Origin of the sequence: Chryseobacterium potabilaquae (genome assembly GCF_902728265.1) — a bacterium.
Classification (GTDB): domain Bacteria; phylum Bacteroidota; class Bacteroidia; order Flavobacteriales; family Weeksellaceae; genus Chryseobacterium; species Chryseobacterium potabilaquae.
The window spans coordinates 103,820-129,014 of sequence record NZ_CACVBR010000004.1; the positions used below are offsets into that span (position 1 = coordinate 103,820).

At 32.0% G+C, this 25,195-nt stretch carries 18 protein-coding genes; 8 read left to right on the forward strand and 10 right to left on the reverse strand.

Annotation, left to right across the window (positions count from 1 at the left end):
• Nucleotides 1-20: 20 nt before the first annotated feature.
• The 3 genes from CHRY9293_RS03995 to CHRY9293_RS04005 form a co-directional block, all read right to left on the reverse strand.
• A complete protein-coding gene (locus CHRY9293_RS03995) occupies nt 21-1,184 on the reverse strand; it encodes an iron-containing alcohol dehydrogenase (RefSeq protein WP_162031701.1) in 1,164 nt (387 codons plus the stop codon).
• 97 nt (nt 1,185-1,281) lie between these two features.
• Entirely contained in the window at nt 1,282-2,088 is an 807-nt protein-coding gene (locus CHRY9293_RS04000) for a DUF3667 domain-containing protein (protein ID WP_162031702.1), read from the reverse strand.
• A 179-nt stretch (nt 2,089-2,267) separates the two neighbouring features.
• Nucleotides 2,268-2,876, reverse strand: a complete 609-nt coding sequence (locus tag CHRY9293_RS04005) for a hypothetical protein (protein WP_162031703.1) — start codon at nt 2,874-2,876, stop codon at nt 2,268-2,270.
• 124 nt (nt 2,877-3,000) lie between these two features.
• Here CHRY9293_RS04005 and CHRY9293_RS04010 point away from each other — a divergent pair, with 124 nt between their 5' ends.
• Nucleotides 3,001-5,535 (forward strand): phosphoenolpyruvate carboxylase, encoded by a 2,535-nt coding sequence (locus CHRY9293_RS04010; RefSeq protein ID WP_162031704.1) that lies wholly within the window; start codon nt 3,001-3,003, stop codon nt 5,533-5,535.
• Between the two features lie 137 nt (nt 5,536-5,672).
• Here CHRY9293_RS04010 and CHRY9293_RS04015 read toward each other — a convergent pair whose 3' ends face one another.
• Complete coding sequence (locus CHRY9293_RS04015) at nt 5,673-6,068, reverse strand: DUF4377 domain-containing protein (protein ID WP_228455466.1); 396 nt, start codon at nt 6,066-6,068, stop codon at nt 5,673-5,675.
• 528 nt (nt 6,069-6,596) lie between these two features.
• Nucleotides 6,597-8,204: a S8/S53 family peptidase gene (locus CHRY9293_RS04020; RefSeq protein ID WP_162031705.1), complete on the reverse strand. Its 1,608-nt coding sequence runs from the start codon at nt 8,202-8,204 to the stop codon at nt 6,597-6,599.
• A gap of 87 nt (nt 8,205-8,291) precedes the next feature.
• On the opposite strand from CHRY9293_RS04020, the gene CHRY9293_RS04025 reads away from it, so the two are divergent.
• From CHRY9293_RS04025 to CHRY9293_RS04035, 3 genes are all read left to right on the forward strand, one after another.
• Entirely contained in the window at nt 8,292-9,419 is a 1,128-nt protein-coding gene (locus CHRY9293_RS04025) for a DegT/DnrJ/EryC1/StrS family aminotransferase (RefSeq protein ID WP_162031706.1), read from the forward strand.
• A gap of 324 nt (nt 9,420-9,743) precedes the next feature.
• On the forward strand, nt 9,744-10,781 hold the full coding sequence (galE, locus tag CHRY9293_RS04030; protein ID WP_162031707.1) for a UDP-glucose 4-epimerase GalE: 1,038 nt from the start codon (nt 9,744-9,746) through the stop codon (nt 10,779-10,781).
• A 94-nt stretch (nt 10,782-10,875) separates the two neighbouring features.
• Nucleotides 10,876-11,325 carry an adenylyltransferase/cytidyltransferase family protein gene (locus CHRY9293_RS04035; RefSeq protein ID WP_122546925.1) on the forward strand — a complete coding sequence of 150 codons (450 nt, stop codon included), beginning with the start codon at nt 10,876-10,878 and terminating at the stop codon, nt 11,323-11,325.
• A 108-nt stretch (nt 11,326-11,433) separates the two neighbouring features.
• Here CHRY9293_RS04035 and CHRY9293_RS04040 read toward each other — a convergent pair whose 3' ends face one another.
• The 5 genes from CHRY9293_RS04040 to pnuC form a co-directional block, all read right to left on the reverse strand.
• Nucleotides 11,434-14,052, reverse strand: coding sequence for a TonB-dependent receptor (locus CHRY9293_RS04040; protein ID WP_162031708.1), 2,619 nt, complete (start codon nt 14,050-14,052; stop codon nt 11,434-11,436).
• A gap of 167 nt (nt 14,053-14,219) precedes the next feature.
• Nucleotides 14,220-15,245, reverse strand: coding sequence for an endolytic transglycosylase MltG (mltG, locus tag CHRY9293_RS04045; RefSeq protein WP_162031709.1), 1,026 nt, complete (start codon nt 15,243-15,245; stop codon nt 14,220-14,222).
• Between the two features lie 36 nt (nt 15,246-15,281).
• The gene (gene dapF, locus CHRY9293_RS04050) at nt 15,282-16,049 is read right to left on the reverse strand and encodes a diaminopimelate epimerase (RefSeq protein WP_162031710.1); all 768 of its coding nucleotides are present in this window, start codon (nt 16,047-16,049) and stop codon (nt 15,282-15,284) included.
• 93 nt (nt 16,050-16,142) lie between these two features.
• Nucleotides 16,143-16,856 carry a hypothetical protein gene (locus CHRY9293_RS04055; RefSeq protein ID WP_162031711.1) on the reverse strand — a complete coding sequence of 238 codons (714 nt, stop codon included), beginning with the start codon at nt 16,854-16,856 and terminating at the stop codon, nt 16,143-16,145.
• Nucleotides 16,857-16,860: 4 nt separating this feature from the next.
• Entirely contained in the window at nt 16,861-17,529 is a 669-nt protein-coding gene (gene pnuC / locus CHRY9293_RS04060; RefSeq protein WP_162031712.1) for a nicotinamide riboside transporter PnuC, read from the reverse strand.
• A 167-nt stretch (nt 17,530-17,696) separates the two neighbouring features.
• Between pnuC and CHRY9293_RS04065 the strand changes: the two genes are divergently transcribed.
• From CHRY9293_RS04065 to secD, 4 genes are all read left to right on the forward strand, one after another.
• Nucleotides 17,697-19,226: an APC family permease gene (locus CHRY9293_RS04065; protein WP_162031713.1), complete on the forward strand. Its 1,530-nt coding sequence runs from the start codon at nt 17,697-17,699 to the stop codon at nt 19,224-19,226.
• 60 nt (nt 19,227-19,286) lie between these two features.
• Nucleotides 19,287-20,315, forward strand: a complete 1,029-nt coding sequence (locus CHRY9293_RS04070; protein WP_162031714.1) for a WD40/YVTN/BNR-like repeat-containing protein — start codon at nt 19,287-19,289, stop codon at nt 20,313-20,315.
• Nucleotides 20,316-20,456: 141 nt separating this feature from the next.
• Nucleotides 20,457-21,815, forward strand: a complete 1,359-nt coding sequence (gene hemN, locus CHRY9293_RS04075) for an oxygen-independent coproporphyrinogen III oxidase (protein WP_162031715.1) — start codon at nt 20,457-20,459, stop codon at nt 21,813-21,815.
• A gap of 443 nt (nt 21,816-22,258) precedes the next feature.
• Entirely contained in the window at nt 22,259-25,171 is a 2,913-nt protein-coding gene (gene secD, locus CHRY9293_RS04080) for a protein translocase subunit SecD (RefSeq protein WP_162031716.1), read from the forward strand.
• The last annotated feature ends 24 nt before the right edge of the window (nt 25,172-25,195 follow it).

The window sequence follows — 25,195 nt, forward strand, 5'->3', positions numbered from 1 at the left end:
TATTTTTTATTTGATCAATATCAATAACTCATTTCTACAATTTTGTAAACATCTCTAGGAGTTATTTTTTGATGCTCTCCTAAGCCCAGCCAATTTCTTTCTGTAAATGTTTTTTCTATTCTTTCTGCAGTATTAATATAATCTTCTACATAATCAGATAATTTGGTTTGGATATGTAAACTATGGAAAAATTCTTCCATTTTTTTGATTCCTATTTCTGCTTTTTCTTCAATAGTTCCTTCTTTAATACCCCATACTCTTTCTGCATACTGAGCTAATTTTCCTTTTTTATCTTCCATGTTGTAGCGATAATGAGAAGGAGCAATAATGGCGAGTGTTCTTGCGTGGTCTATACCATAATATGCTGTCAATTCATGTCCCATAGCGTGAACAGCCCAATCTGTAACTACTCCTTTCTGAATAAGCCCGTTAAGAGCCATGGTACAGCACCACATAAAGTTTCCGGCTGCATCATAATTAAAATTTTCAGACATTACTTTAGGAGCGGTTTCTTGCAGACTGATCAAAATACTCTCTGCGATTCTTTCCTGCAGGTCTGCAGAAGACGGGCTTGTCATATATTGTTCTAATACATGAGTATAAGCATCTGTAATTCCATTTGCAACTTGGTTTTTAGGAATTGATCGCACAACTTCAGGGTCAAGAACTGAAAATTGGGGAAAAAGCCCGGGACCTCCTGATGAAAGTTTTTCATTAGTCTCTCTTCTAGAGATCACATATCCGGAATTCATTTCGGAGCCGGTTGCGGGTAATGTGAGAATACATCCAAATGGCATCCCTTCTCCTTCAGGAGTTCGAACAGATTTTTTTAAAATTTCCCATGGCTCACCTTTGTAATTAGCAGCTGCAGAAAGGAATTTTGTACCATCAATTACGGAACCGCCACCTACAGCTAATAGAAATGTGATATTTTTTTCTTTAATAAAACGGAGTGCATCCACTAAAACTTCATATTCCGGATTTGCAGGTACACCTCCAAACTCATAAAGTTCATGATTTGATAATGTTTGTTTTACTTGGTCATAAATACCATTATTCTTGATACTTCCGCCTCCATAAATCATCAAAACTTTCGCATCATTAGGAATTTCTTTGGCAATTTTATTAATTTCACCTTTCCCAAAAAGTATTTTTGTAGGATTTTTAAATTCAAAATTTAACATGTGTTTTTATTTATTGTAATCCAAATGTACGGAATGAAATGAAGAAAATAAGTTAAGGAAATTTTAAAATTATAATATTATTTTTATGTAAATATGGCTATTTCTTAAGCTGGATGGGCCTAAAGTATTCCATTGCTTCAGGACCCTTCAGCGTGGTATATAAAAGAACCCCTAAAAGTACAGCCATAATAAAAATAAAATAGACTATAACTAATAATCCAAAAATGGCCAATACTCTTAAAATGATTGTTTTCAGAGAACGTGTATTATAAAACTCTTTATAAAACCATATAACGATAAAGAAGGTAAAGATCATGGATACTCCTGAAAATGTAGAAAAAAGTCCCACATCATGTTTCATGAAATAAAGTATAGGATAAATGAGAATAATATTGAATAAAGTATAGTATGATAAGATATAAGAATTCATTACAATGTGTTCATAGTAATTCTGTCCCCATTTCATAAATACTAATTTTGAAAGTAATGCAAACACAGGAATAAGCAAAAGCATAAATATAGAATTATAGCTATTGATCATCGTCATTATATCGTTCATCGCTTGAGAGCTTCCTGCCTGGTTTTCGTAGAATTTTTTCATTACTTCTGCAAACCCAAGAAATTTAAAAGAAATAAATGCGGAGATACCACTTAATATAAAAGAAAGAAGAAGTGGTTTATAATGATTTACTCGGTTTCCATCAATGAAATTTTTTGCTGTTTTTCCGGGGTTTATAATAATATTTTTTACTGAATAAAGAAAACCTTTGTTAGTATGAAGGAATGTATATTGTATTTCATCCCAAACATATTTTTTATCAATTCGTTTAAATTTTTTTTGCCCACAATGGCTACAGAAATTTTCGGTAATAGTTTGGTTGCAGTTTAAGCAGCTTGTTTCCATATTGATGTTAGTTTTTATAAATAATTACTTTGAGAAAATGATTTTATTTCGGAGTATATTAATTTCTCAGTAGTTTAATGGTAATTATTTAACTAAAATACAAAAAAAATAGATTATTTTATTTTGTGATTATTGAAATAAATAATAAATTTGATTGTTTGTGTTTTATTTGTTAAAAACTATAAAACACATTCATCACTTTTAAAAAAGATACCCTTGCTTTTTGTCTCTAATTTTCCAGTTTTTCGATTAATCTTAATTAAAAATGATTCCTTAGAGGTGGGACAGTTTTTAATCTTTGCAACATACAGAGAAATAAAATGATCTTCAATCTTATAGGATGCACTCAGCGTATGGGTGGTATCTACGGTGAAGCCGTACGTTTTAGCAATTAAAATAGCTTCAGGGAGATTATCAACAAATCCAATAAAATCTCGCAATTGTTTTTCACTGGAAAAATAAGTGGTGTGGTTATTTTCACAGGCAAGAATATATGAAAAACAGCTGGTTCCTAGGCATCTTTGAAAAAAACCTTTTTCTGGAGCCGGATCATTAAGGGTCATGTATTCCGGCATTTGACTTTCATAGATTGCCATTTTTTCAGGATCAGTTTCATTACTGAGTACCGACCAATATTCAAACTTTTTATCTGGGACGATGAAAGGGTATAAATAATCTGTGGTATCTAAAATATCTGGAATTTTTTTGAAATCCGTAGAAACAGAGGAAGAGATCTGTGAGTAGAGTGAACCGGATATTAGAACAATTATTACAAAGAGAATTTTCATATTGTATCCAAAAGATTAGTTAATAACAAATTTACATAATGATCCTCTATAGTACTCCTTATTAATTTGTATTTTTTGAAATAAATACCTCTGAATTAATCCCAAAATCTATTACATTTGTTATATGATACATGACCAACGCGCAGAAAAATTCAGGCAGATTGTAGAAAATAAATATCAAATCTACAATTCATTATTTATGAGCCTGCCTTATGATAAAATGACAAATATAGGAATGTTACTTCCTTTTCTTTGTGAAGAAAGCAAAATAGGATATGAAGCCGGAAAAACACCTGAGGAAATTGTCGAAGAGTTTTTTAAAAATCATACCGACTTAAAGACTGAAGATCAGAAGCTTGAATTGCTTTTTAAAATAATACAATATATTGAAAGGCAAGTTGTTTTGTTTGATAGTATTGAAGATGCAGCATTTCCTAGTTTACATTCCGAAAGTGATAATGGAACAATTGTCAATCTTTATGAACGTTCGTTACAAGATCATAAGCTTGAAAAAGTTCGTGAGAAATTAAAAGATTTCACGGTTAAAATAGTTTTTACTGCACACCCTACACAATTTTATCCTAATTCTGTACAAAGAATTATTCATGATTTAAGAAATGCAATTACTACGGATTCAATAACAAATATAGATATGTTATTGCAACAGCTGGGGAAAACTCCTTTTGTTAATAAAGAGAAGCCTACACCGGTTGATGAGGCATTAAGTATTATTTATTATTTAAGATATGTTTATTATGATACCATTGGGGAACTTTTTACCAAGATAAAATCTATTTTTGGGAACGATCATTTTCATTTGCATGAAGATATTATTCAATTAGGTTTTTGGCCCGGAGGAGATAGAGATGGTAATCCCTTTGTAACAGCGGATGTTACAAAAAGAGTGGCCGAAGAATTAAGATCGGCTATTTTAAAAGCGTATTATAATAATTTGAAATCAGTAAGAAGGAGATTAAGCTTCAGAGGAGTTTCTGAAGTTTTAGGGACTTTGAGTAATGAGTTGTACTTATCTATTTTCAGAAATGAGAAAATTACAACAGAAGATATTGTTAAAAGAATAGATGAAGCTGAAAAAATTCTGATTACAGAACATAATGCTTTATTTGTGGATCTTTTGAAAGATTTCAAAGATAGAGTTCGGATTTTTGGGACTCATTTTGCCACTTTAGATATTCGCCAAGATAGCCGTATCCACCAAAAGGTAATTGATGAGGTGTTTACGAATGTATTTGGAGATATAGAGGCTAATGATGATGAAAAATTTAATACATTAATTAAGACTTCTAAAAAGATTAATATTGATGATTTTGAAGATATTGTGAAAGATACCTTACTTACTGTTTCCCAAGTCACAGATATCCAACAGCAAAATGGGCTTCGAGGAATGAATCGATATATTATTTCTAACTCTGATGCTGTAAAAGATGTAATGAATGTGTATGCTTTTTTTAAAATTTGTAGATATAAGGAAGAAGATATACATATGGATATTGTACCCCTTTTTGAAACTATGGAAGGGCTCGCAAATGCTGAAAACGTAATGCAGGAACTCTATCAGAATCCGATATATAAAGAACACCTCAAAAGAAGAGGAAACCAACAGACAATCATGTTAGGTTTTTCGGATGGAACAAAGGATGGAGGATATTTGAAAGCAAATTGGGGAATCTATAACGCTAAAGAAGTACTTACTAGACTTTCTGAAGAAAACGGTATTAAAGTTGTGTTCTTTGATGGGAGAGGAGGGCCACCGGCAAGAGGAGGAGGGAAGACTCACGATTTTTATGCATCGCAGGGAAAAACCATTGCTAATAATAAAATTGAATTGACTATCCAAGGCCAAACCATTACCAGTATTTTTGGAAATAAAGAACAAGCAAAATATAATTTTGAGCAGTTACTTACCGCAGGTATTGAAAATGATGTATTTAAGAATTCCAAAAAAGACCTTACTGAAAAAGAAAGAGAGCTTATTATAGAGCTGGCAGAGATCAGTTATAATAAGTATTCGGATTTAAAAGCTCATCCAATGTTTGTTCCTTATCTTCAGGAAATGAGTACGCTAGAATATTATGGGAAAACTAATATTGGAAGTAGACCTTCTAAAAGAGGAAATGGAAACGAGTTGAAATTTGAAGACTTGAGGGCTATTCCATTTGTAGGTTCATGGTCACAACTAAAACAAAATGTTCCCGGATTTTTTGGGTTTGGATATGCGATGAATGAAATGAAAAAACAAGGTCGGTTTGAAAACGTGAAAGAGCTATATAAAGGCTCAGATTTCTTTAAAACTTTAGTTTTAAATTCAATGATGAGTATGAATAAAACGTATTTTCCATTAACATATTATATTAAAAATAATCCGAAATTTGGAGCATTTTGGAATGTTCTTTTTGACGAGTATACATTATCAAAAGACATTATGTTGGAACTTACAGGATTTAAAATGCTTCAAGAAGAAGATCCTCTTTCAAGAAAATCGGTGAAAATCCGTGAGAGAATTGTTTTACCGTTATTAAGTATACAACAATATGCTTTAATGAAAATCCAAAAAGGAGAGGGAAGTAGAGAGTCCTATGGTAAGTTAGTTACCCGTTCCTTGTTTGGAAACATTAATGCTAGTAGAAATTCTGCTTAGATTATCACTAAAAATAAGGCTGTCTAAAAAACGTTGAGAATAGTTTTGTATATCGACGACTTTCTATTTCTCTGAAAAAACTCTTATCAGGAGTTCAAAACCCACATATTCGCTTTTTAGACAGCCTCTTTATGTCATTATTTCTTTACTTTAGAAACAACTTTTACAAGAGTATATGCTATAGAAGAACCATCTGCAGGAGGATTAGCAATATGTTGAACTTTTACTCTCAATACATACTCATATCCTGGAACATAATTGAAACCTTGAATATTGCTATAGAAGTTAGTCCAATTAGCATTTGGAGTTTCTTTTACTTGAAGGCACTGCATAGGTACTACGCCTACACAACCTGCTCTTTGAGGTCCTACGATAAGTGTTTTCTCATTTGTACTTGCATATTGTAATGTATTTTCAGATCTACTCTGAATATTTTCAGAAGTTGGAGCTTGAAAATTTTCATCTTCATTGTTTGCACAAGATGAAAAAGTTAATGCCATAAGAGATAGGGATAAAATTTTGTAAATTTTCATTTTTTTTAATTTAATTACGAATTCTGATTTAATATAAAAATGTGGGTTTTGTATATATTACTAACTTTAATTTTAATGAGATTTCATGCTTAATTTTGTTAATTTTATTTTTAATTTAAGCTCTGTAATGCCTTTAAATACTTATTTATTGGTGCAAAATTAATCCTTTTTTTCAAACTTGTGTGAATTTTTTCGGTGATTTTTATCATTGTAATTTGAAAGCACTTTAAGTCAGTGGAATAAATTAAAAATCCCAGATTTTATTCTGGGAAATGATTAATTTTATTGTAAATAATTAATTTTTTTATTTTTTATAGTGCAATTATTCCTGTTAAATTAGTGCTTTGGAAAAATATTTGATCACTTAAGGAGTAATTATTATGAAATATAGATAATGATGGTTGTTTTTTTCTTAGATATGTTTTTTTTAGTTATTATTTTTTTAAATAAGAAAAGATGTAGTCTGGGAGATTTACATTAATATTTTTAAAGTGAGATTATTAAAATATATCTAATAAAACATCACTTTTATATTTTTATAAATTTTTCATAATAGCTTTTGTATTGGCCTTGAATCTTTAAGTAATAAGTTCCCTTTGTTAAATCCTCAATATTGATAAATAGTTGACTAGATAATTGTCTAATGAGTCTTCCAAGATGATCATACACCTCTAGAGAAACTATTTCAAAATCAGAAGCAATGTATATCATATTCTTCGCTGGATTTGGAAAAATAGTGAGTTTTTCTTTCTTTGTATTTTCAGAAGTATTTAAAGTATTTGTATAAAAATTTCCAAAATTTAGTATACCATATCCCATTCGATCATTGTAGCTAGGGAATAGCGATGCTGTTTGTCTTAATTTAGTTGCTATTAATTCTCTATTCATAGTAGGGAAAGCTTGAATTAGACAAGCTACTCCTCCTGCGGCAATAGGGGTCGCAATAGAGGTTCCTGATGCAGTGCTTAAAGAATTATCATAAACAGTTGCAGCTGAGGTGCCTCGAGTACTTCCATCAGGTTTTATCATGCCTGCTGAATTGGGTCCATAAGAGGTGAAACTTGAGGGATTGCCGGAAGAATCAACCGCTCCTACACTGAATACTTTGATGTTATCTGCAGGAGTAGTAATATAGTGCCAAGTTTGCATTCCGGAATTTCCAGCCGCATTTAAAACAAAAATACCCTTATTGGAAGCAATTTCCGAACCTCTTGCAATAAAGGAGGTATTTCCGTTCATATCTGCATATGTGTAATCGTAACGTGAATCATCAAAAATTGAATATCCTAAAGAAGTTGTTATAATATCAACGCCTTTTCGATCTGCCTCTTCAGCCGCTTCAATCCAATATAATTCTTCTTCCGGAATTTCTATAGCTGCATTTTCGCTTCGGTAAAGATAAAAATCGGCATCAGGAGCAGTTCCTACAAAAGTATTGGTAATATATCCACCAATAGCTCCTAAAACAATAGAACCATGATTGTTTAATGAAGGATTATAAACGTTAGCATTTTTAGTGACAAAATCATAACCATCTTTTATTTGATTATTAGTCCATAATCTAGCAAAGGCAGATCCAGTATCCACAGTGGGAAAGCCTGTATCAATAACAGCAATGCTGATACCTGTTCCTGTATAGCCGGCAAGATGCAATGGTCTAAGATTGATTTGGTCAATTTGTGCCGAACCCGAACCATAATCAAACGTGGTCAAATTTTTGTTCAATATAGTATCGAATGAGTCCCACTTGTTGATGGGGGCGGGTTTTACTGTTCCACTATTGTTTTTTACGAAACTTTCTACCGATGAAACATAAGATTGAGACTGTAGAGTAGTGATTTGTGCTGAAGTAGCATTTACTGCAACGCCATTTAGCCATTTAGAATAATCAGTAACGATAAAACCTAAATTTTGAATATTCTGAATATAGGAGGGTTCAATAGGAGCGTCTTGATCATTGAGGGGAATTCCCAGTGTAGTTCGTCTATTTAAAGATTTTTGAGATAGTTCCGATAAAGGATTTGCATAAAATGCGGCTTTATTGGGTTTATCTTTAAAGAATACAAAAACGAGTTCGGTTTGTGCTGAACTCATTGAGTATATAGCAGAAAAACAAAAAAATAGGATTTTTTTCATGATAATCATTTTATATAAAGATAAAACAAAATCAATAAAATTTTTGATAGGATTTTAAAATCCTTATTTTTACAGAAATATTGGTTTATGAAAAAAATTCAAATGGTTGACTTACAAAGTCAGTATTATAAAATAAAGAATGAAGTAGATAACGCAGTTTTAAACGTGATGGATTCGGCAGCATTTATTAATGGTCCTGAGGTAAAGTCTTTCCAGAATGAATTAGAATCCTATTTGGATGTAAAACATGTCATTCCTTGTGCGAATGGAACAGATGCTTTACAAATAGCATTAATGGCTCTGGATCTTAAAGAAGGAGATGAGATAATTACGGCAGATTTTACTTTTGCGGCAACAGTAGAGGTTATTCACTTACTAAAATTAAAGTCTGTATTAGTGGATGTAGATTATGATACATTTACCATTTCCATAGAAGAAATTAGAAAAGCAATTACTCCACGTACCAAAGCAATTATTCCGGTGCATTTATTTGGACAATGTGCGAATATGGAGGAAATTCTTACAATTGCAGAAGAGTATAGTTTATATGTCATTGAAGATAATGCTCAGGCAATAGGCTCAGATTATATTTTTTCCGATGGTACGACGAGAAAAGCCGGAACGATGGCTACTGTAGGGACAACTTCATTTTTTCCTTCCAAAAATTTAGGATGTTATGGAGACGGAGGAGCTATTTTTACGAATAATGACTATTTAGCTCATCGTTTGAGAGGAATTGTAAATCATGGAATGTATGAGAGATATTATCACGATGAAGTAGGAGTGAATTCTAGATTGGATAGTATTCAGGCTGCCGTTTTGAGAAAAAAACTCCCTCATTTAGATTCTTATAATGAAACAAGAAGGAAAGCAGCTGATTATTATGATGAAGCATTTGAAAATAATCCTCATATTTTAACTCCTACAAGAGCAAAAAATTCAACTCATGTATTTCATCAATATACTTTAAGAATTTTGAATGGAAAACGGAATGCTTTGCAACAATTCCTCACAGAAAAAGAAATTCCTGCTATGATTTATTATCCTGTGGCCTTAAGAAAGCAAAAGGCATATTATCAGGAAAGTAATGATGCAGATTTTGTAAATACAGATCTTCTTTTAGAGCAAGTGATTTCACTTCCTATGCATACGGAGCTAGACGAAGAGCAGTTAAAGTATATTACAGATGCTGTATTGGAATTTATAGAGAAATAATCTGAAGGAATAATATCAATCTTTAATCACTTTTTATAGAAATAATAAAAATGTTTTGAAGTACATAATAGTTGTACTTACCTATTTTCTTTAGTATCTTAGAGATATTATTTAGCCTTTACAACATAATTTTAAGAATATTTTTGCGTTATACTGTAGTTTTTCATCTCGATGATAAATTGATTACGCATCATTGATGTTGAATTTAGGTTATTATAATTACTTTTACCATGAAATAAGAGTCATTATTTTAAATATATACTTTATTAAAGTTTAAATAATAAAGATACATTTGTTAAAAAAAGACTAAAAATAACATTAAAAATGGCAATACTCGTAACGGGAGGTCTGGGATATATTGGTTCTCATACGGTTGTAGAACTTTTAAATAATAACTTTGATGTTATTATTGTAGATGATTTATCTAATTCTGAGAAGTTTATTTTAAATAATATCGAAGAAATCACCGGAAAGAAACCCACTTTTTATCCATTTGATTTAAAAAGAAAAGAACTTTTAGCCCAAGTGTTTGATGCACATCCTATTGAGGGATGTATCAATTTCGCAGCATTTAAGGCAGTAGGAGAGAGTCAGTTAAAACCTATAGATTATTATGAGAATAATCTTTTCTCTCTGATTAATATACTTCAAGAATTTAAATCTAGAAATATTTCTAATTTTATATTCAGTTCGTCTTGTACAGTATATGGGCAAGCGGATACGATGCCTATAAATGAGGATACTCCACTTAAAGCACCTGAAAGTGTGTATGGGAAGACAAAGCAAATGGGAGAAGAAATGTTGAGGGATTTTGCTAAAGCCTATCGACGAAAAGTGTCTTTACTAAGATATTTCAATCCTATTGGAGCACATCCTTCCATTAAAATAGGTGAATTACCTGCAGGAATTCCTAATAATCTGGTTCCTTATGTCACACAAACTGCGGCTGGGATTCGTGAAAAACTTAGTATTTGGGGGAATGATTATCCTACAGAAGATGGAACTGCAATTCGTGATTATGTGTATGTGGTTGATCTTGCAAAAGCTCACGTAGCGGCTCTTGAAAAGTTACTAAATAATGATTCGGATGAAGCTATAATTGATATTTACAATTTAGGAACAGGGAAAGGATCTTCTGTTTTAGATGTAGTGAATGCTTTTGAGATTGCGAATAATGTTAAAGTTCCTTACCAGATATGTGATAGAAGAGAAGGAGATATTACGGTGGTATATGCTAATGCAGATAGAGCAGAAAATGAACTCAAATGGAAATCTGAAACATCTTTACAAGAAGCATTAAGAACTGCTTGGGAATGGCAAAAATATTTAGAATCAAGAATCGAATATTCTAAAAGTATATAGAATAGTGATTTTTGTAGTTATATAATAAAATTGTTGTATATTCTCTTTGTAATAAAAGCTCATAGTTAGAGCTAACATTTTAATTAAATTTAATATGAAAACACAAAAAATTGGTATTACATTTTCCTCATTCGATTTACTTCATGCGGGACATATTAAGATGCTGGAAGAAGCAAAAACTGTTTGTGATTACTTAATTGTAGGATTACAAATTGATCCCTCACATGATAGGCCCAATAAAAATAGTCCTACACAAACCATTGTTGAAAGATATGTTCAGTTAAAAGCAGTAAATGCAGTAGATGAAATTATTCCTTACTATTCCGAAGAGGACCTCATGGATATTTTAGAGTCATTTGTTATAGATGTTAGAATAATTGGAGATGATTATATGGACCAAGATTTTACCGGGAAACAATATTGTGAGACAAAAGGGATTGAGATTTATTATAATAAAAGAGATCATAGATTCTCGTCCAGTGATTTAAGAAAAAGAATTTATGAAGCCGAAAAAAGAAAATTATCAGAAGAAATCGTAAAATAAATTTTTAGTATAAATAAATCAAATATTAACAATAAAATAAAACGGCTGTAAATAAAAGATTTACAGCCGTTTTATTATTTATATTTCAGGAGGGAAATACATTTTATTTTACATAGGACCTTGTTGGTCATCTTCACCAGAAGTATTGGAGTTGATGTCTTTTTTAATTTTTGGTTTTGTATCAACTTTTTCTCCCTGCTTAAATCGGTAAGTAAAAGATAATGCAAATTGTCTTGGTTGCCATTGCATTTCCATTTCTCTTGTAAATTGTGCATTATTAGCATAATTTCTCATTTTTCGGGTATTGAAAATATCTCGAATATTGAATCCAATAGTTCCATTCCCATTCCAAATGGTTTGGCTTAAACCTAAATCAAGTCCATACATCGACTTCCGGTTATTCATAGCTGTTTTTTCTGCAGCTCTATAGAAGCCTTGAAGTTGAAAACTTAAATTTTTAGTGGGTTTAAATGTATTATTAAAACGGATTCTGTAAGAAAATCCTGATCCTGAAAAATCATTTAAAGTTTCAGGGTTGTCGGGGAATAAATTAAAACTTCCCGTATTTTTATATCCATATAAATCTGCAGAAAGCATCATTTTCCACCATTTAAAAGGATCATAGGTGCCGTTCAGATCCAAACCATAATTAGTTTCGGTCCCCACATTAAAAGGGATCGTATTCACGGCTCCGGTTTCATCAACATACTGGTATCTGTTTTGTTCGTCTTCAGATTTCTTAAAATAAAGCGTTGGATTGAAAGTGATTTTTTTGTTAGAAAGATTATATCCTACTTCAAAAGAGTTTTCATAGGTTGGATTAAGATTTGGATTTCCTCTAAAATAATTTCTATCATCATCAAATGACATAAAAGGGATTAAAGAGAAGGCTCTTGGACGATTAATTCTTCTGGAATAATTAATTAATATCTGATTATTTTTTGCAATATCATAGCTTAAAAATACAGAAGGGAAAAATTTTGTATAGTTTTTATTAACAGAGCTGTTGACTAAATTCTGATTTTGATCATAGTTTTGAAAGTCTATATCTATTTTAGAAAGTTCGCTCCTAAGGCCTACTTGATAGGCGAATTTTTCACCGATTTTACTTTTATACTGTGCATATATACCTAAAATACTTTCCGAATATACAGTATTACTAGTGAAATCATATCTTGTGGTAAATGGATTTCCTCCATTGCTTTCCGTAACGAGATAATCATATGTATTTTTATTATAATCGTAACGAGCTCCTGCTTCAAATTTAGATTTCTCACCTATCGGAAGCTCATAATCTGCCTTTCCAATAAACGTATTTGTTTTAGAATTGGTATTTACATTATTAATCAGGTTCTTTTCCGTAATCTGTGTTGTAGTATTAAATGTATTTTGAGTAATTACATTATAACCATCAGATTTATTAGTTTGATAGCTACCTGAAACTGTAAAAAGTTGACCATTATCTCCAATTTTTTGATCTAACCCAAAATCTATTTGGGTAGCAAAGTTTTTGTTGTTTCCAATACTATTACGTGTTCTGTTGAGGTTTTCAATGGTTCTAGGGCCATCTTCTATGAGATCACCATTAGTATCTAGGTGAGTCGTGGTACGATACTCAATTTCATTATATGTATTTAATGCATTTTGATCATTGTTGAAACTTCTAATCATTCCTGATAAATTAATAGATGTTTTATCAGAAAAATCATGAGTAAGACCAGCATTTAAATTATAATTATCTCCTTCTCTTTTGGTTTTTCCATCTTGTATAGATGATTGTGTGAAAGGAAAATTATTTACATTTAAGGCGTTTATATCATTTTTTTTCTGGATAGTAGAGTTTTTAGTCGTACTTTGATTTCTTTGATAGCCCCCACCTCCATTCAAAAACCAAGTCCAATTTCCTTTTCTCCAGCTAAGATTGGTATTTAGGTTTGTTCTAGGCAAATAACCAATAGTTCCTGTAACGCTTCCATTAAAACCTATTTTTTTATCTTTTTTAAGGATAATATTCAAGATACCGGCAGTTCCACTGGCTTCGAATTTTGAAGAAGGATTCGTAATTACTTCTATTCTTTCAATTTGATCAGCAGGAATACTTTGTAAGGCATTCGCACCGTCATCAATACCTAATAAAGAGGAAGGCTTCCCATTAATGAGAAATTTCACATTGGAGTTCCCTCTCATGGAAACAGTGCCATCGGTGTCTACTGAAACGGAAGGTACATTAGAAAGTACATCTTGAAGATTCCCTCCCTTACTTACAATGTCTTGAGAAGGGTCATACGTTTTTTTATCAAGTTCCACTTTATAAGGTTTTGTGGCTTGTACGGTAATTGTTACCCCTTGAATATCTGCTGTTTTAAGATTAGTAGAGCTAGCTTCTGGCTCTATGGATAAAGCTCCAATATTACCAGCAGTACTGATCTGTTTATTTACTAACCCTTTTTTGTAATCGATTGCCTCAATAGTAATGTCATAATTTCCAGGAACAATATCCAATGTATATTGTCCTTTTTCATCCGTAAGAGTTGCATCACTAAATAGCTTATTTTCTTTATTGCTAAATGATACTGAAGCATACGGAACGGGTTGATTGTTCTTACTTACAACAGTTCCTGAAATACTTACTTTCTCCTGAGCAAAAGCAAATGCAGCAGCAGTGAGTACAAAAGTAAGTCCTAAGGTCTTTTTTGTAAAAATATTAATAATTTCAGTCTGTTTCATAAAGGTACTTTTTATGTAAAATCGCATAGATTCCATGCAATATTAAAAAATATGAAATGTTGATTTTTTTAATATTGCGATTAGTTTATTATTTATATAATATATACGTCGGCCCTAATGGAGAAATGTTAATTATGAATTTGTTAAAATGAAGTTAAATTTATTCTTTATTTTATATTTTTTGAATTCAACCAGTCTTGATAAGCTTTAGCATTTATGGAATGTTCTTCAGGACTAGCCGTAAATTTATGGTACCCCATTTTTTGAGGATCAGCACACATGAAAATATAATTATTGCTTTCGGCATTTAAAACAGCATCAACGGAATTTTTATCGACAATACAGATAGGTCCGGGAGGAATTCCTGTATTGGCGTAGGTGTTATAAGGTGAGGGGGTGGCTAAATGTTTGTATAAAACCCGTTTAATTGATTCTTTGAAATTAGTTTGTTTATTTATAGCATAAATTACGGTGGGATCAGATTGAAGCTTCATTCCTTTTCTGTAGCGGTTCAGATAAAGGCCGGCAATGGTTTTCATTTCATCTTTTTTTCCACCTGATTCTTTATAAACAATAGAAGCTAAAGCATACACTTGATCTCTTGTAAGGCCAGATTGTTGTTCTTTGGATTTTCTTTCTTCATCCCAAAACGAATGATATTGATCTTCAAATTTTTTGAAAAAATCAACAGGAGTAACAGTCCAGAAGAAGTTATAAGTATCAATAAAGAAAAACTTTTTTAGATCTTCTGCGTTTTTATATCCTTTTTTGTTTGCTATTTGATTGAGATCAGTTACAAATCTTAAAGAATCTAGTTCTGTTTTTTTTGTTACTTTCCCTAGCATTTGATAGATGTCTCCAAAATCACCAATTCTGAAAGAATTTTCAGATTGATTTCCCGCCTTAATCATATTCACAAGATTAGAATTTCCCATCCCTTTTTGAAAATGATAACGTCCTGCTTTGAAATAGCTATCAAGTCCTTTTTCTTTAGCTACGGCTTCAAAAGATTCTTTATTACTTACATATTTTGCTGCAGAATCAATGATTTGTTTAAAACTTGAATGATGGGGAATGAGAACATACCCTTCATTTTGTATATTATTCCCGTAATATTTATTATAAAATCTCAAACCAAAAAATCCTGCGACTATAATGATAAGCAGAATAATAATGAGAATTGTTTTTTTCATTACTAATTTTTAGATTACTAGTTTTTTATTGACTTCTTATATAAGAGCTATTTTTCCTTTAAAAACTTGTTTTGCAGGTCCTTCTAACCAAATGTTATGAAAAGAATTTTCATTTTTTTCAGCATAGACCTTCAGGCTTCCTCCTAGGGTTTTTACTTTTACAGAAGTTAGATTGCTTTTTTGTAGAAAAGTTAAAGCAGAAGCAGTAACTCCTGTTCCGCAACTATAAGTTTCATCCTCAACACCTCTTTCATAGGTTCTTACGAAAATTTCATCTTCAGAAATTTTTTCTACGAAATTAACGTTGATTCCTTTTTCTCTATATTTTTCAGAATTTCGAATCTTATGTCCTTCTGTAAAGACATTATAGTCAGCCAGATTTTCAACGTATTTTACATAATGGGGAGAGCCTGTATTAAGAACACTATCTGAACCATCATTAGAAATTGTATCTACATTGATCATCTTTAATTTAACAATCCCGTTATGAATTTCTGCTTCATGTTCTCCGTCAATGGCAATAAACGTACATTTCTTTTCAAAAATATCAAGGAAAAATGCAAAAGCAACTAAACATCTTCCACCATTTCCACACATGGTACTTTCTCCTCCGTCCGAATTGTAGTAGACCATTTTGAAATCATACCCATCACTGTTTTCTAAAAAAATAAGCCCGTCAGCTCCAATTCCGAAACGTCGATCACACCATTTTTCAATTATTTTTTTATCCTTTGGAAATTGAAGGTCACGATTATCAATCATCACAAAATCATTACCTGTACCCTGATATTTATAAAAATTCATTATGTATATGTTATCTTAAACTTAACGGACAAAATTAGTATATTTTAAAATGAAAAACGAACAGTAAGTACTGTTCGTTCTTTATTTTAAATGTTATCTAAATCCACGACCACTTTGTTGTTGATTAGAATTGTTTTGGGGTTGGCTATTAGAAGAATTATTTCTAAATCCGCCGTTATTGCTGGAAGATGTATTATTCCTGAAGCCTCCATTATTAGAGGGCGTACTTTGGTTTTCAAATCCCCTGTTACTATTATTGTTTCGGAATCCTCCATTATTAGGGGTTGTATTTTGGTTTTCAAATCCCCTGTTATTACTATTGTTTCGGAATCCTCCATTCCCATTATTGGAAGAGGAATTATTGTTTCTAAACCCGTTGTTGGAACTACTATTGTTATTACTATTTGTAGAATTATTTCTAAAGCCCCCATTATTAAACCCACTGTTGTTGGTATTGTTTTGGAAGCCTCCGCTCGGATTTCCTCTAAATCCGTTGTTTGGTCTTTGAGAAGTTGTAGGAACGGTTCTTTCTACATACACTTTTCTTCTATTATTTCCATTATTATAGTAGTAATAAGGAACGCCACCATCATAGTAATAATTAATATTATTTCGATAATAGTAACCATCATTCCCCCAATATCCTCCATTGCCATAATATCCTGACGGAGCATAATAATATCCATTATTATTGTTATAATAAGGGTCACCATATCCATACCCATATCCATCATCCGTATAAGCCACACAAGATGCTAAGCTTGTGAGGGTGAGAATGCTAAATGCTATTTTTAATAAATTTTTCATAACTTTAATTTACTTTTTCTTTAAAACTTTTTTTCCAGTTGATATATCCTAGGATCGCCATTATAGTAAACACCAAATATTGAACCGAAGTGATTCCAAGACCTTTAAAAATCATCATTGGGATACAAATTATATCTCCAATAATCCAAAAAATCCAATTTTCTATTCTTTGTTTCGCCATAAACCACATACCAACTAAAAATATAGAGGTGGTTATCACGTCCAGCCAATTGGCCCAATCTAAATGATACAACCCTAGATGGGTATTTTCCATGGAAAAGTTATGATCAATGTAAGGTTTATAGTAATAAATGATAGTTACAAATATAAAACTTATTAAAAAAAGGAGAGTCCCAAATTGCCATTCTTTTTTTGAGGCCCAGCTTACCTCTACATGAATATGATCATCAGAATTCCTGGCCCATAATATCCACCCATAAACACTCATAACTGTATAATATACATTTATTATACAATCTCCTAATAAACCAAAATCAAAAAGGATGTATACATATATTAAAGTGGAAATAATTCCGGTAGGATATACCCAAATATTTTTCTTGATTGAGAAGTAAACACTAAGAATTCCAAAAAAAGTTCCTAAAAATTCCAATAAAATCTGCCAAAAATTATAGCTTTCGTATGGTTTTATGAATAAGTTATATAAATTCATGTGATCAAAAATAAGTAAAATTTTATTATGAATGAAAAATGAACTGAATTGAGTGAATATCAGTTTTTTATATTTATTGATTTGGATTTAATAATGAAATTTTGTCAATAAACGCGAATATTTCTAAATTTTTTATATTTTCGTGAATATATATTAAAACAATAAATATGTCAAAAATTTGGGTTAAGAAACCGATGAGCGCTTATGAGGCTGATATTAAAAAAAGTCAGTTAAAACGCGTTTTGGGCAAATGGAGCCTTACCGCTATTGGAATAGGGGCCATTATTGGGGGAGGTATCTTTGTACTTACAGGAACGGGAGCCTATTATAATGCTGGACCTGCATTGGCGCTTTCTTTTGTAATTGCGGGGATTGCTTGTGTATTTGCAGCGCTATGTTATGCTGAATTTGCCTCAATACTTCCTGTTGAAGGGTCTGCTTATGCATATGCATATGGAACTGTAGGAGAAATTTTCGCTTGGATAATAGGTTGGGGATTGATTTTGGAATATGCAATGGGGTCAATGACAGTCGCCGTATCGTGGTCGGGATATTTTGGGAAACTCCTAAAGATGTTTGGACTTCATTTACCAGATTACCTTACCACGGATCCACAAACGTATATAGCAGCCGGAAACTCTGGGTTTTCTATGAATTTGCCAGCATTTTTAATTGTTTTATTTGTTATTTCTATTTTAGTAAGAGGAACAAAAGGAGCTGCAAAAGCAAATAATTTTATTGTGGTTCTAAAAGTTTCTGCTATTATATTTGTTATTATTGCGGGTGCTTTCTTTATTAATCCTGGAAACTGGTCTCCATTCATTCCTGAAGCAACGACGATTACGGAAAATGGGGTTTCACATTCAGCGTATGGAATAGGAGGTGTTATAGCAGGAGCCTCAGCCATTTTCTTTGCTTATGTAGGTTTTGATGCGGTATCAACGCAAGCAGGAGAAGCAATAAATCCGAAAAAAGATGTTCCTTTTGCAATTATTGCGTCGCTGATTATTTGTACTCTATTATACATATTAGTTTCATTAGTATTAACAGGAATGATGCATTACACGGACTTTAATCCACTTGGAAAATATCCGGATGCCATTAAAGCTCCTGTAGCCTATGCATTTGATATCGCTGGACAGAAATGGGCTGGTAATATTATTACCATTGCTGCTACTGTTGGTTTGATATCCGTATTAATGGTTATGATTATGGGACAATCGAGAATTTTCTTAGGAATGTCTAAAGACGGATTGATTCCTCAAACGTTTTCAAAAGTAAATCCTGAAACGGGAGTGCCTACTAAAAATCTTATTATTTTAGGGATTGTAATCTCTGTTGTAGCATCGCTTACCCCAATTAATGATTTGGCACACATGACAAGCTTTGGGACCTTATTTGCATTTACTATGGTGTGTGTGGCTGTTTGGATTTTGAGAATAAAAGAGCCTAATCTACAAAGAAACTTTAAAGTGCCGGCTTTACCTGTGATTGCTTGCTGTGGTATTGCCATCAATGTCTATTTGATTTATAACCTTAGTATAGAAGCTCAAACGTATTCTTTTGCTTGGTTAATTATAGGGTTTATTATTTATTTCCTATATAGTAAAAAACATTCTAAACTTCAGAATGGAGGTTATGGAGAAACTTTTAAAGCTGAACAAGAGCCTTTAGAAAAACCTGATTTAGATTTATAAATTATAACATATACCGTTAAAAAATCCACAGAATTCTGTGGATTTTTTATTTTTGCTACTATGAAAAAAATAGTACAGATTATCGTTCTTTTACATGGGATAGGTATTTTCTCTCAAAAAATAAAAAGTGTTGAAACCATATTTACAGATAATATAAGTATTCGCGCTATTGAAATATATAATAATAAAGTCTGGTATAGTGGAACAGAATCTAAATTTGGGTTTATAGATCTAGCAAATCCTCAAGATCAGAAACAAATTAAACTAGCTGAAGATAACCTTCAGTTTAGAACGTTGGCTCAAAATAAAAACTCTTTTTTTGTTATTAATATTGAGAGTCCTGCCTATTTTTTTGAGATTAATAAAACAGATTTAAAGCCTAATATAGTTTTTACTGATACAACACAAACGGCTTTTTATGATGCGTTACATTTTGTAAACGATACATTTGGCATAGCTTTTAGTGACCCGGATAATCATCTTGAACTCAAATTGGTTGCATTAGAGCCTCATAGAAAGTTCTATAATTTTTATAAAACACGTTTTGCAAATCATGATAGTATAAAGTTAAATCAGGGAGAAGCAGCTTTTGCCGCAAGTAATACTAATATTTCCTCATATAAAAATACGGTTTGGATTGCCACCGGTGGAAAGTCTGCGCGGATATTCAAGAGAGAAAATGAGATATGGAAAGTATTTAATACCCCTTTTGTGCAAGGTGAATCTTCTCAAGGAATATATTCAATAGATTTTTATGATGATAGGTTTGGGATTGCGGTAGGTGGAGATTACAAACAACAACATATGAACCTTAATAATATTGCTACAACACATGATGGGGGGCAAACATGGACTATTCAGGCATCAGGGCAAAACTCAGGTTATATGACTTGTGTGAAAATTAAGCCCCGATCAAAAGGGAAAGAAATTGTTGCAGTAGGAGATCAGCATATTAGCTACTCATCTGATTTTGGGAAAACCTGGAAGAAAATTTCTGATGAAAAAGGCTTTTATGTATGCAAATGGGTGGATGCTCATACACTTGTATTGGCAGGGAAAGATAAAATTGCTTTAATGAAGCTAAAGTGATAAAATTTTTATACAAAAAGATATTTAGATTCATTATAAAATAAGAGGTGAAAATGACCATATAGTGATCCATGATGGAAAATTCGTAAGATATATTTAATTTTGTAAATCCAATCTGGATTTGGATTTTAATCTGTTTTTATGAATTCTTTAGTTAATAAATATAATATTCCGGGACCACGTTATACATCTTATCCTACAGTTCCTTATTGGGAGCAAGACGCATTTTCTTTACAAAAATGGAAAGAAAGTGTGGTGACATCTTTTCAAGAAACAAACTCAAAAGGGGGAATCTCGATTTATATTCATTTGCCTTTTTGTGAAGCTTTATGTACATTTTGTGCTTGTCATAAACGTATCACGAAACAACATAATGTTGAAGTTCCTTATATAGAAAGTCTTATAAAGGAATGGCATCTTTATCTTGAGCTTTTTAATGAAAAGCCTAAATTAAAAGAGCTTCACCTAGGAGGAGGAACTCCTACTTTTTTTTCACCGGAAAATTTAAAAATCTTATTAGAAACTATTTATTCCACAGTAGACTTAGCTGAATCTCCTGAATTTTCATTTGAAGGACATCCAAATAATACGACTAAAGAACATCTCCAGACTCTTTATGATTTAGGCTTTAGAAGGGTGAGTTTTGGGGTTCAGGATTATGATCCTAAAGTGCAAAAAGCTATTAATAGAATTCAACCTTTTGAAAATGTAAAAAAAGTAACAGAATGGGCTAGAGAAATTGGCTATATGGGAGTCAGTCATGATTTGGTTTTTGGTCTTCCACATCAAAATTGGGATGCAATGGAATTTACTATTAGAAAAACCCTTGAGCTCAAGCCCGATAGATTAGCTTTTTATTCTTATGCTCATGTGCCCTGGATAAAAGGAGTTGGGCAGCGAGGGTTCGATGAAAATGACCTGCCAAATGGAGACGAAAAACGACGGCTTTATGAAGAGGGTAAAAAGTTACTTCAGGAGTTAGGGTATATTGAGGTGGGAATGGATCACTTTTCCTTACCTCATGATGAGCTTTATCAGTCTTTAATACATAAGAAGTTGCATAGAAACTTCATGGGATATACATCCAGTAAAACCCAGTTGATGATAGGATTGGGGATATCTGCAATTTCAGATTCTTGGTATGCTTTTGCTCAAAATGTGAAAACTGTTGAGGAATATCAAAAAATGTTGGAAGAAGGTTGTATTCCTATGATGAAAGGCCATATACTCAATGAAGAAGACTTAATGATCAGAACGCATGTCCTAAATTTGATGTGTCAGCTCGAAACTACTTTTGATATTCAAAATTCTTTTCCGGAATTAGAAAATGCATTAGAAATGTTGAAAGAAATGGAGCGTGATGAATTGGTGGAGATAAATGATTATCAAATAAAAATTACTGATAAAGGAAGGGCTTTTACAAGAAATGTGGCTATGGTTTTTGATCTTAGAATGATGAGAAATCAACCGAATACCCGAATTTTTTCAATGACCATATAAGTTATAAAGAAATTCAATATTATATTGCCTCTAAAAAGTTTTTAAATTTTTAGAGGTATTTTTTTTGAGATTCTCTAAATGGAGTTTAAAAGGAAGAAGTGTGATGCTTTTTATGAACAACTGATGTGTTTTGAGAATTAAAATAATTTATTTGTCTTTTTTCATGAAATTTTTTAATATAGTAATTTTTGCAATAAAAAGAGAAAGTGAAAATATTTTCTATTTTATAATGGTTTGAAAATTAGAATCTTGTTAAATAAGCGAAATTTTCAGGAAGATTAAAAATGTAAATTTGATGATAATATGTGCTAAAAATTAATAAATATTCAATGAAAATAAGAATCTTGCTATCTCTGAAAGTAAATGATTTCTATTGTTAAAAATTCATAAAATACAAGAAAATGATTATATTTGCCGACTTAATTTAACGTAGTTATAATAAAATGCAAGGAAAAGGACTTATTACAATTGTTGCTATTGTACTAGGGTTGATTTGCTTAAATGAGTTACTACCAACATGGTACGCTAGCAAAATTGAAAGGCAGGCAACAGCTATTGCAGGAGACAATCCGGAGAAGTATCAGAAAGAAATTGCAAAACTTTCAAAGGATACTCTGAATCTAGGATTCACAAAACTTTATTACTCGAGAGCGAAAGACAAGGAAATGAAACTTGGACTTGACTTGAAAGGAGGGATTAATGTCCTTTTGGAAATCAACCAAAGAGATCTAGTAAATGATTTAACCAATTATTCTACTAATCCTATTCTTATCGAGGCTTTGAATAAAACAGATGAAGTTCAGAAGAATTCTACAAAAGCGTATATCGATAATTTTTTTGAACAATTTGATGTGATCAACAAAGCAAAAGGAACCAACCTAAAGTTAGCTGATCCTGAATTATTCGGAAATACGAATCTTACCGAAATTAAATATAATACTTCTGATGATCAGGTAAAGAGTATCGTAAAAAGAAAAATTGACGCTTCTGTAGGAACAGCTTTTGAAGTAATCCGAACAAGAATAGATAAGTTAGGGGCTATTCAACCCAATGTTCAGAGAGTACCGGGAACTGCAAGGATTTCTGTTGAAATGCCAGGTATGAAGGATATTGATAAAGTTAAAAAGATGCTTCAAACCTCTGCAAAACTTCAATTCTGGGAAGTACAACAGATTCCTGAAGTAGCACCTTATTTTCAGACTTTGACAACGATGGTTGCAGCAAAAGGAGATTCTATGGGAGTTGCTAAAAATATCAACTTTATGAACCTTATGCAAGGTGGAAAATCAGCTAACCCGAGCGCTGTAGGAAGTGTAAAGCTATCTGATACGGCTGTAGTAAATAAGGTTTTAAATAGCAAAGTTGCTCAGTCTTTACGTCCTTCAAATATTAAATATACACAATTCATGTGGGGATACAAACCTGAAGCTTCAGATACTGAGAGCTTAGTATTGTATGCTATTAGAGGAAATATAAATCAAAAGGCACCTGTTGATGGAGCGGTGGAAACAGCTAATATTAGCTATGATGATCTAGGTAGAGTTGTTGTAGATATGCAAATGGACTCTAAGGGTGCTAAAGAATGGAAAACATTAACTGAGAAAAACGTAGGTAAACCTGTTGCAGTTACTCTTGATAATAGAGTATATACAGCTCCAAATGTAGTAAATGCAATTCCTAATGGTAGAACCCAAATTTCCGGAAACTTCTCTCAAGAAGAAGCTAAGGAATTGGTAGATGTATTAGGTGCGGGAAAATTACCTGCAGGTGCTAAAGTAGTTCAGGCTACTCAAGTAGGACCTTCTCTAGGTCAAGAATCTATTAATGCAGGACTAATGTCATTTGTTATTGCATTCTTAATTATTATCGTTTATATTATCTTCTACTATGGTGGGGCTGGTGTCTATGCAGTAATTGCAATGATTATCAACTTATTCTATATTTTTGGAATTATGGATTCCGGAGACTTTACGCTTACCCTTCCTGGTATTGCAGGTATTGTTCTTACGATGGCGGTAGCGGTAGATACGAATGTAATTATTTATGAGAGAACAAAAGAAGAATTATTTGCAGGAAAGAGTATTCTTGAAGCTTATAAAGATGGATTCAAACATGCCCTAAACGCAATTATTGATGGACATACAACTACTTTCTTAACAGCTGTTGTATTGTTTTTCTTCGGAACAGGACCTATCAAAGGGTTTGCTTTAACATTGATGATTGGTATTGCAATGACTTTGTTTACTTCTGTATTGCTTTCAAGAGTTATGATCTTCAGTAGGTTGAATAAAGGTAAGGGGCTTTCTGTTTGGACTCCACCTACTAAAAACTTATTCAGAAATACTTGGCTTGATTTTATCGGAAAGAGGAAATATGCTTATATTATTTCTGCTATTCTAACGGTTATATGTATTGGATCTATTTTTATTCATGGATTTAAATATGGTATCGATTTTACGGGTGGTAGAAACTATGTAGTGAAATTTGATAAAGTAGTAAATGCGAATGACGTTGAAGAAAAGTTGGTGACTATATTTAAAACTGAAGATGGTAAAAACTCTTCGGTGGAGGCAAAAACTTTTGGAAATAATAAGCAATTAAAGATTTCTACAGATTATCTTATTGAAGATGAATCGTTAAAAGCGGATCAGATTATCGAACAAAAATTATTTGAAGGCTTACAATCAAATCTTCCGGCAGGAATTACTTTAAAAGATTTTAAATCAGCAGATAAAGACCATGCAGGAATCATATCTTCTGAGAAAGTAGGACCTACGGTAGCTGATGATATTCAAACGCATGGTATCTTTGCCGTGATAGGAGCATTGGGAATTATCTTTATCTATATATTATTGAGATTTAGAAAATGGCAGTTTTCCCTTGGTGCTGTTGCAGCATTATTCCATGATGCGGTTATCATTTTAGGAGCCTATTCATTATTGCATAAATATATGCCATTTAATATGGAAATCAATCAGGATTTCATTGCAGCAATACTAACCGTATTAGGATATTCAATTAATGATACAGTAATTATTTTCGATAGAATTAGAGAATATCTAAGAGAGAAAAAGTCTTTAACATTAGCCGGGTTATTTGATGATTCTATTTCCAGCACATTAGGAAGAACCTTCAATACTTCATTTACCACAATCTTGGTGATCTTAGCAATCTTCATTTTTGGAGGAGATAACTTGAGAGGGTTTATGTTTGCCATGTTAATTGGTATTGGTTTCGGTACTTATTCATCAATTTTTATTGCATCAGCTATTGCATATGATTTCTTGAAAACAGGAAAAGAAGAAGATGTACACGGTAAAACAACTTCAAATAAAGAAGTACTTGCTTCAAAATAATTAATACTACAATAAATATGACAA

Bases quoted from the DNA above. Each gene is read 5' to 3' on its own strand.
- CHRY9293_RS04040 (WP_162031708.1), bottom strand. From the start codon at position 14,052: ATGAAACAGACTGAAATTATTAATATTTTTACAAAAAAGACCTTAGGA.
- CHRY9293_RS04035 (WP_122546925.1), top strand. From the start codon at position 10,876: ATGAAAACACAAAAAATTGGTATTACATTTTCCTCATTCGATTTACTT.
- hemN (WP_162031715.1), top strand. From the start codon at position 20,457: ATGAATTCTTTAGTTAATAAATATAATATTCCGGGACCACGTTATACA.
- mltG (WP_162031709.1), bottom strand. From the start codon at position 15,245: ATGAAAAAAACAATTCTCATTATTATTCTGCTTATCATTATAGTCGCA.
- secD (WP_162031716.1), top strand. From the start codon at position 22,259: ATGCAAGGAAAAGGACTTATTACAATTGTTGCTATTGTACTAGGGTTG.
- CHRY9293_RS04020 (WP_162031705.1), bottom strand. From the start codon at position 8,204: ATGAAAAAAATCCTATTTTTTTGTTTTTCTGCTATATACTCAATGAGT.
- dapF (WP_162031710.1), bottom strand. From the start codon at position 16,049: ATGAATTTTTATAAATATCAGGGTACAGGTAATGATTTTGTGATGATT.
- CHRY9293_RS04025 (WP_162031706.1), top strand. From the start codon at position 8,292: ATGAAAAAAATTCAAATGGTTGACTTACAAAGTCAGTATTATAAAATA.
- CHRY9293_RS04055 (WP_162031711.1), bottom strand. From the start codon at position 16,856: ATGAAAAATTTATTAAAAATAGCATTTAGCATTCTCACCCTCACAAGC.
- CHRY9293_RS04065 (WP_162031713.1), top strand. From the start codon at position 17,697: ATGTCAAAAATTTGGGTTAAGAAACCGATGAGCGCTTATGAGGCTGAT.
- CHRY9293_RS04000 (WP_162031702.1), bottom strand. From the start codon at position 2,088: ATGGAAACAAGCTGCTTAAACTGCAACCAAACTATTACCGAAAATTTC.
- CHRY9293_RS04015 (WP_228455466.1), bottom strand. From the start codon at position 6,068: ATGAAAATTTACAAAATTTTATCCCTATCTCTTATGGCATTAACTTTT.
- galE (WP_162031707.1), top strand. From the start codon at position 9,744: ATGGCAATACTCGTAACGGGAGGTCTGGGATATATTGGTTCTCATACG.
- pnuC (WP_162031712.1), bottom strand. From the start codon at position 17,529: ATGAATTTATATAACTTATTCATAAAACCATACGAAAGCTATAATTTT.
- CHRY9293_RS04010 (WP_162031704.1), top strand. From the start codon at position 3,001: ATGATACATGACCAACGCGCAGAAAAATTCAGGCAGATTGTAGAAAAT.
- CHRY9293_RS03995 (WP_162031701.1), bottom strand. From the start codon at position 1,184: ATGTTAAATTTTGAATTTAAAAATCCTACAAAAATACTTTTTGGGAAA.
- CHRY9293_RS04005 (WP_162031703.1), bottom strand. From the start codon at position 2,876: ATGAAAATTCTCTTTGTAATAATTGTTCTAATATCCGGTTCACTCTAC.
- CHRY9293_RS04070 (WP_162031714.1), top strand. From the start codon at position 19,287: ATGAAAAAAATAGTACAGATTATCGTTCTTTTACATGGGATAGGTATT.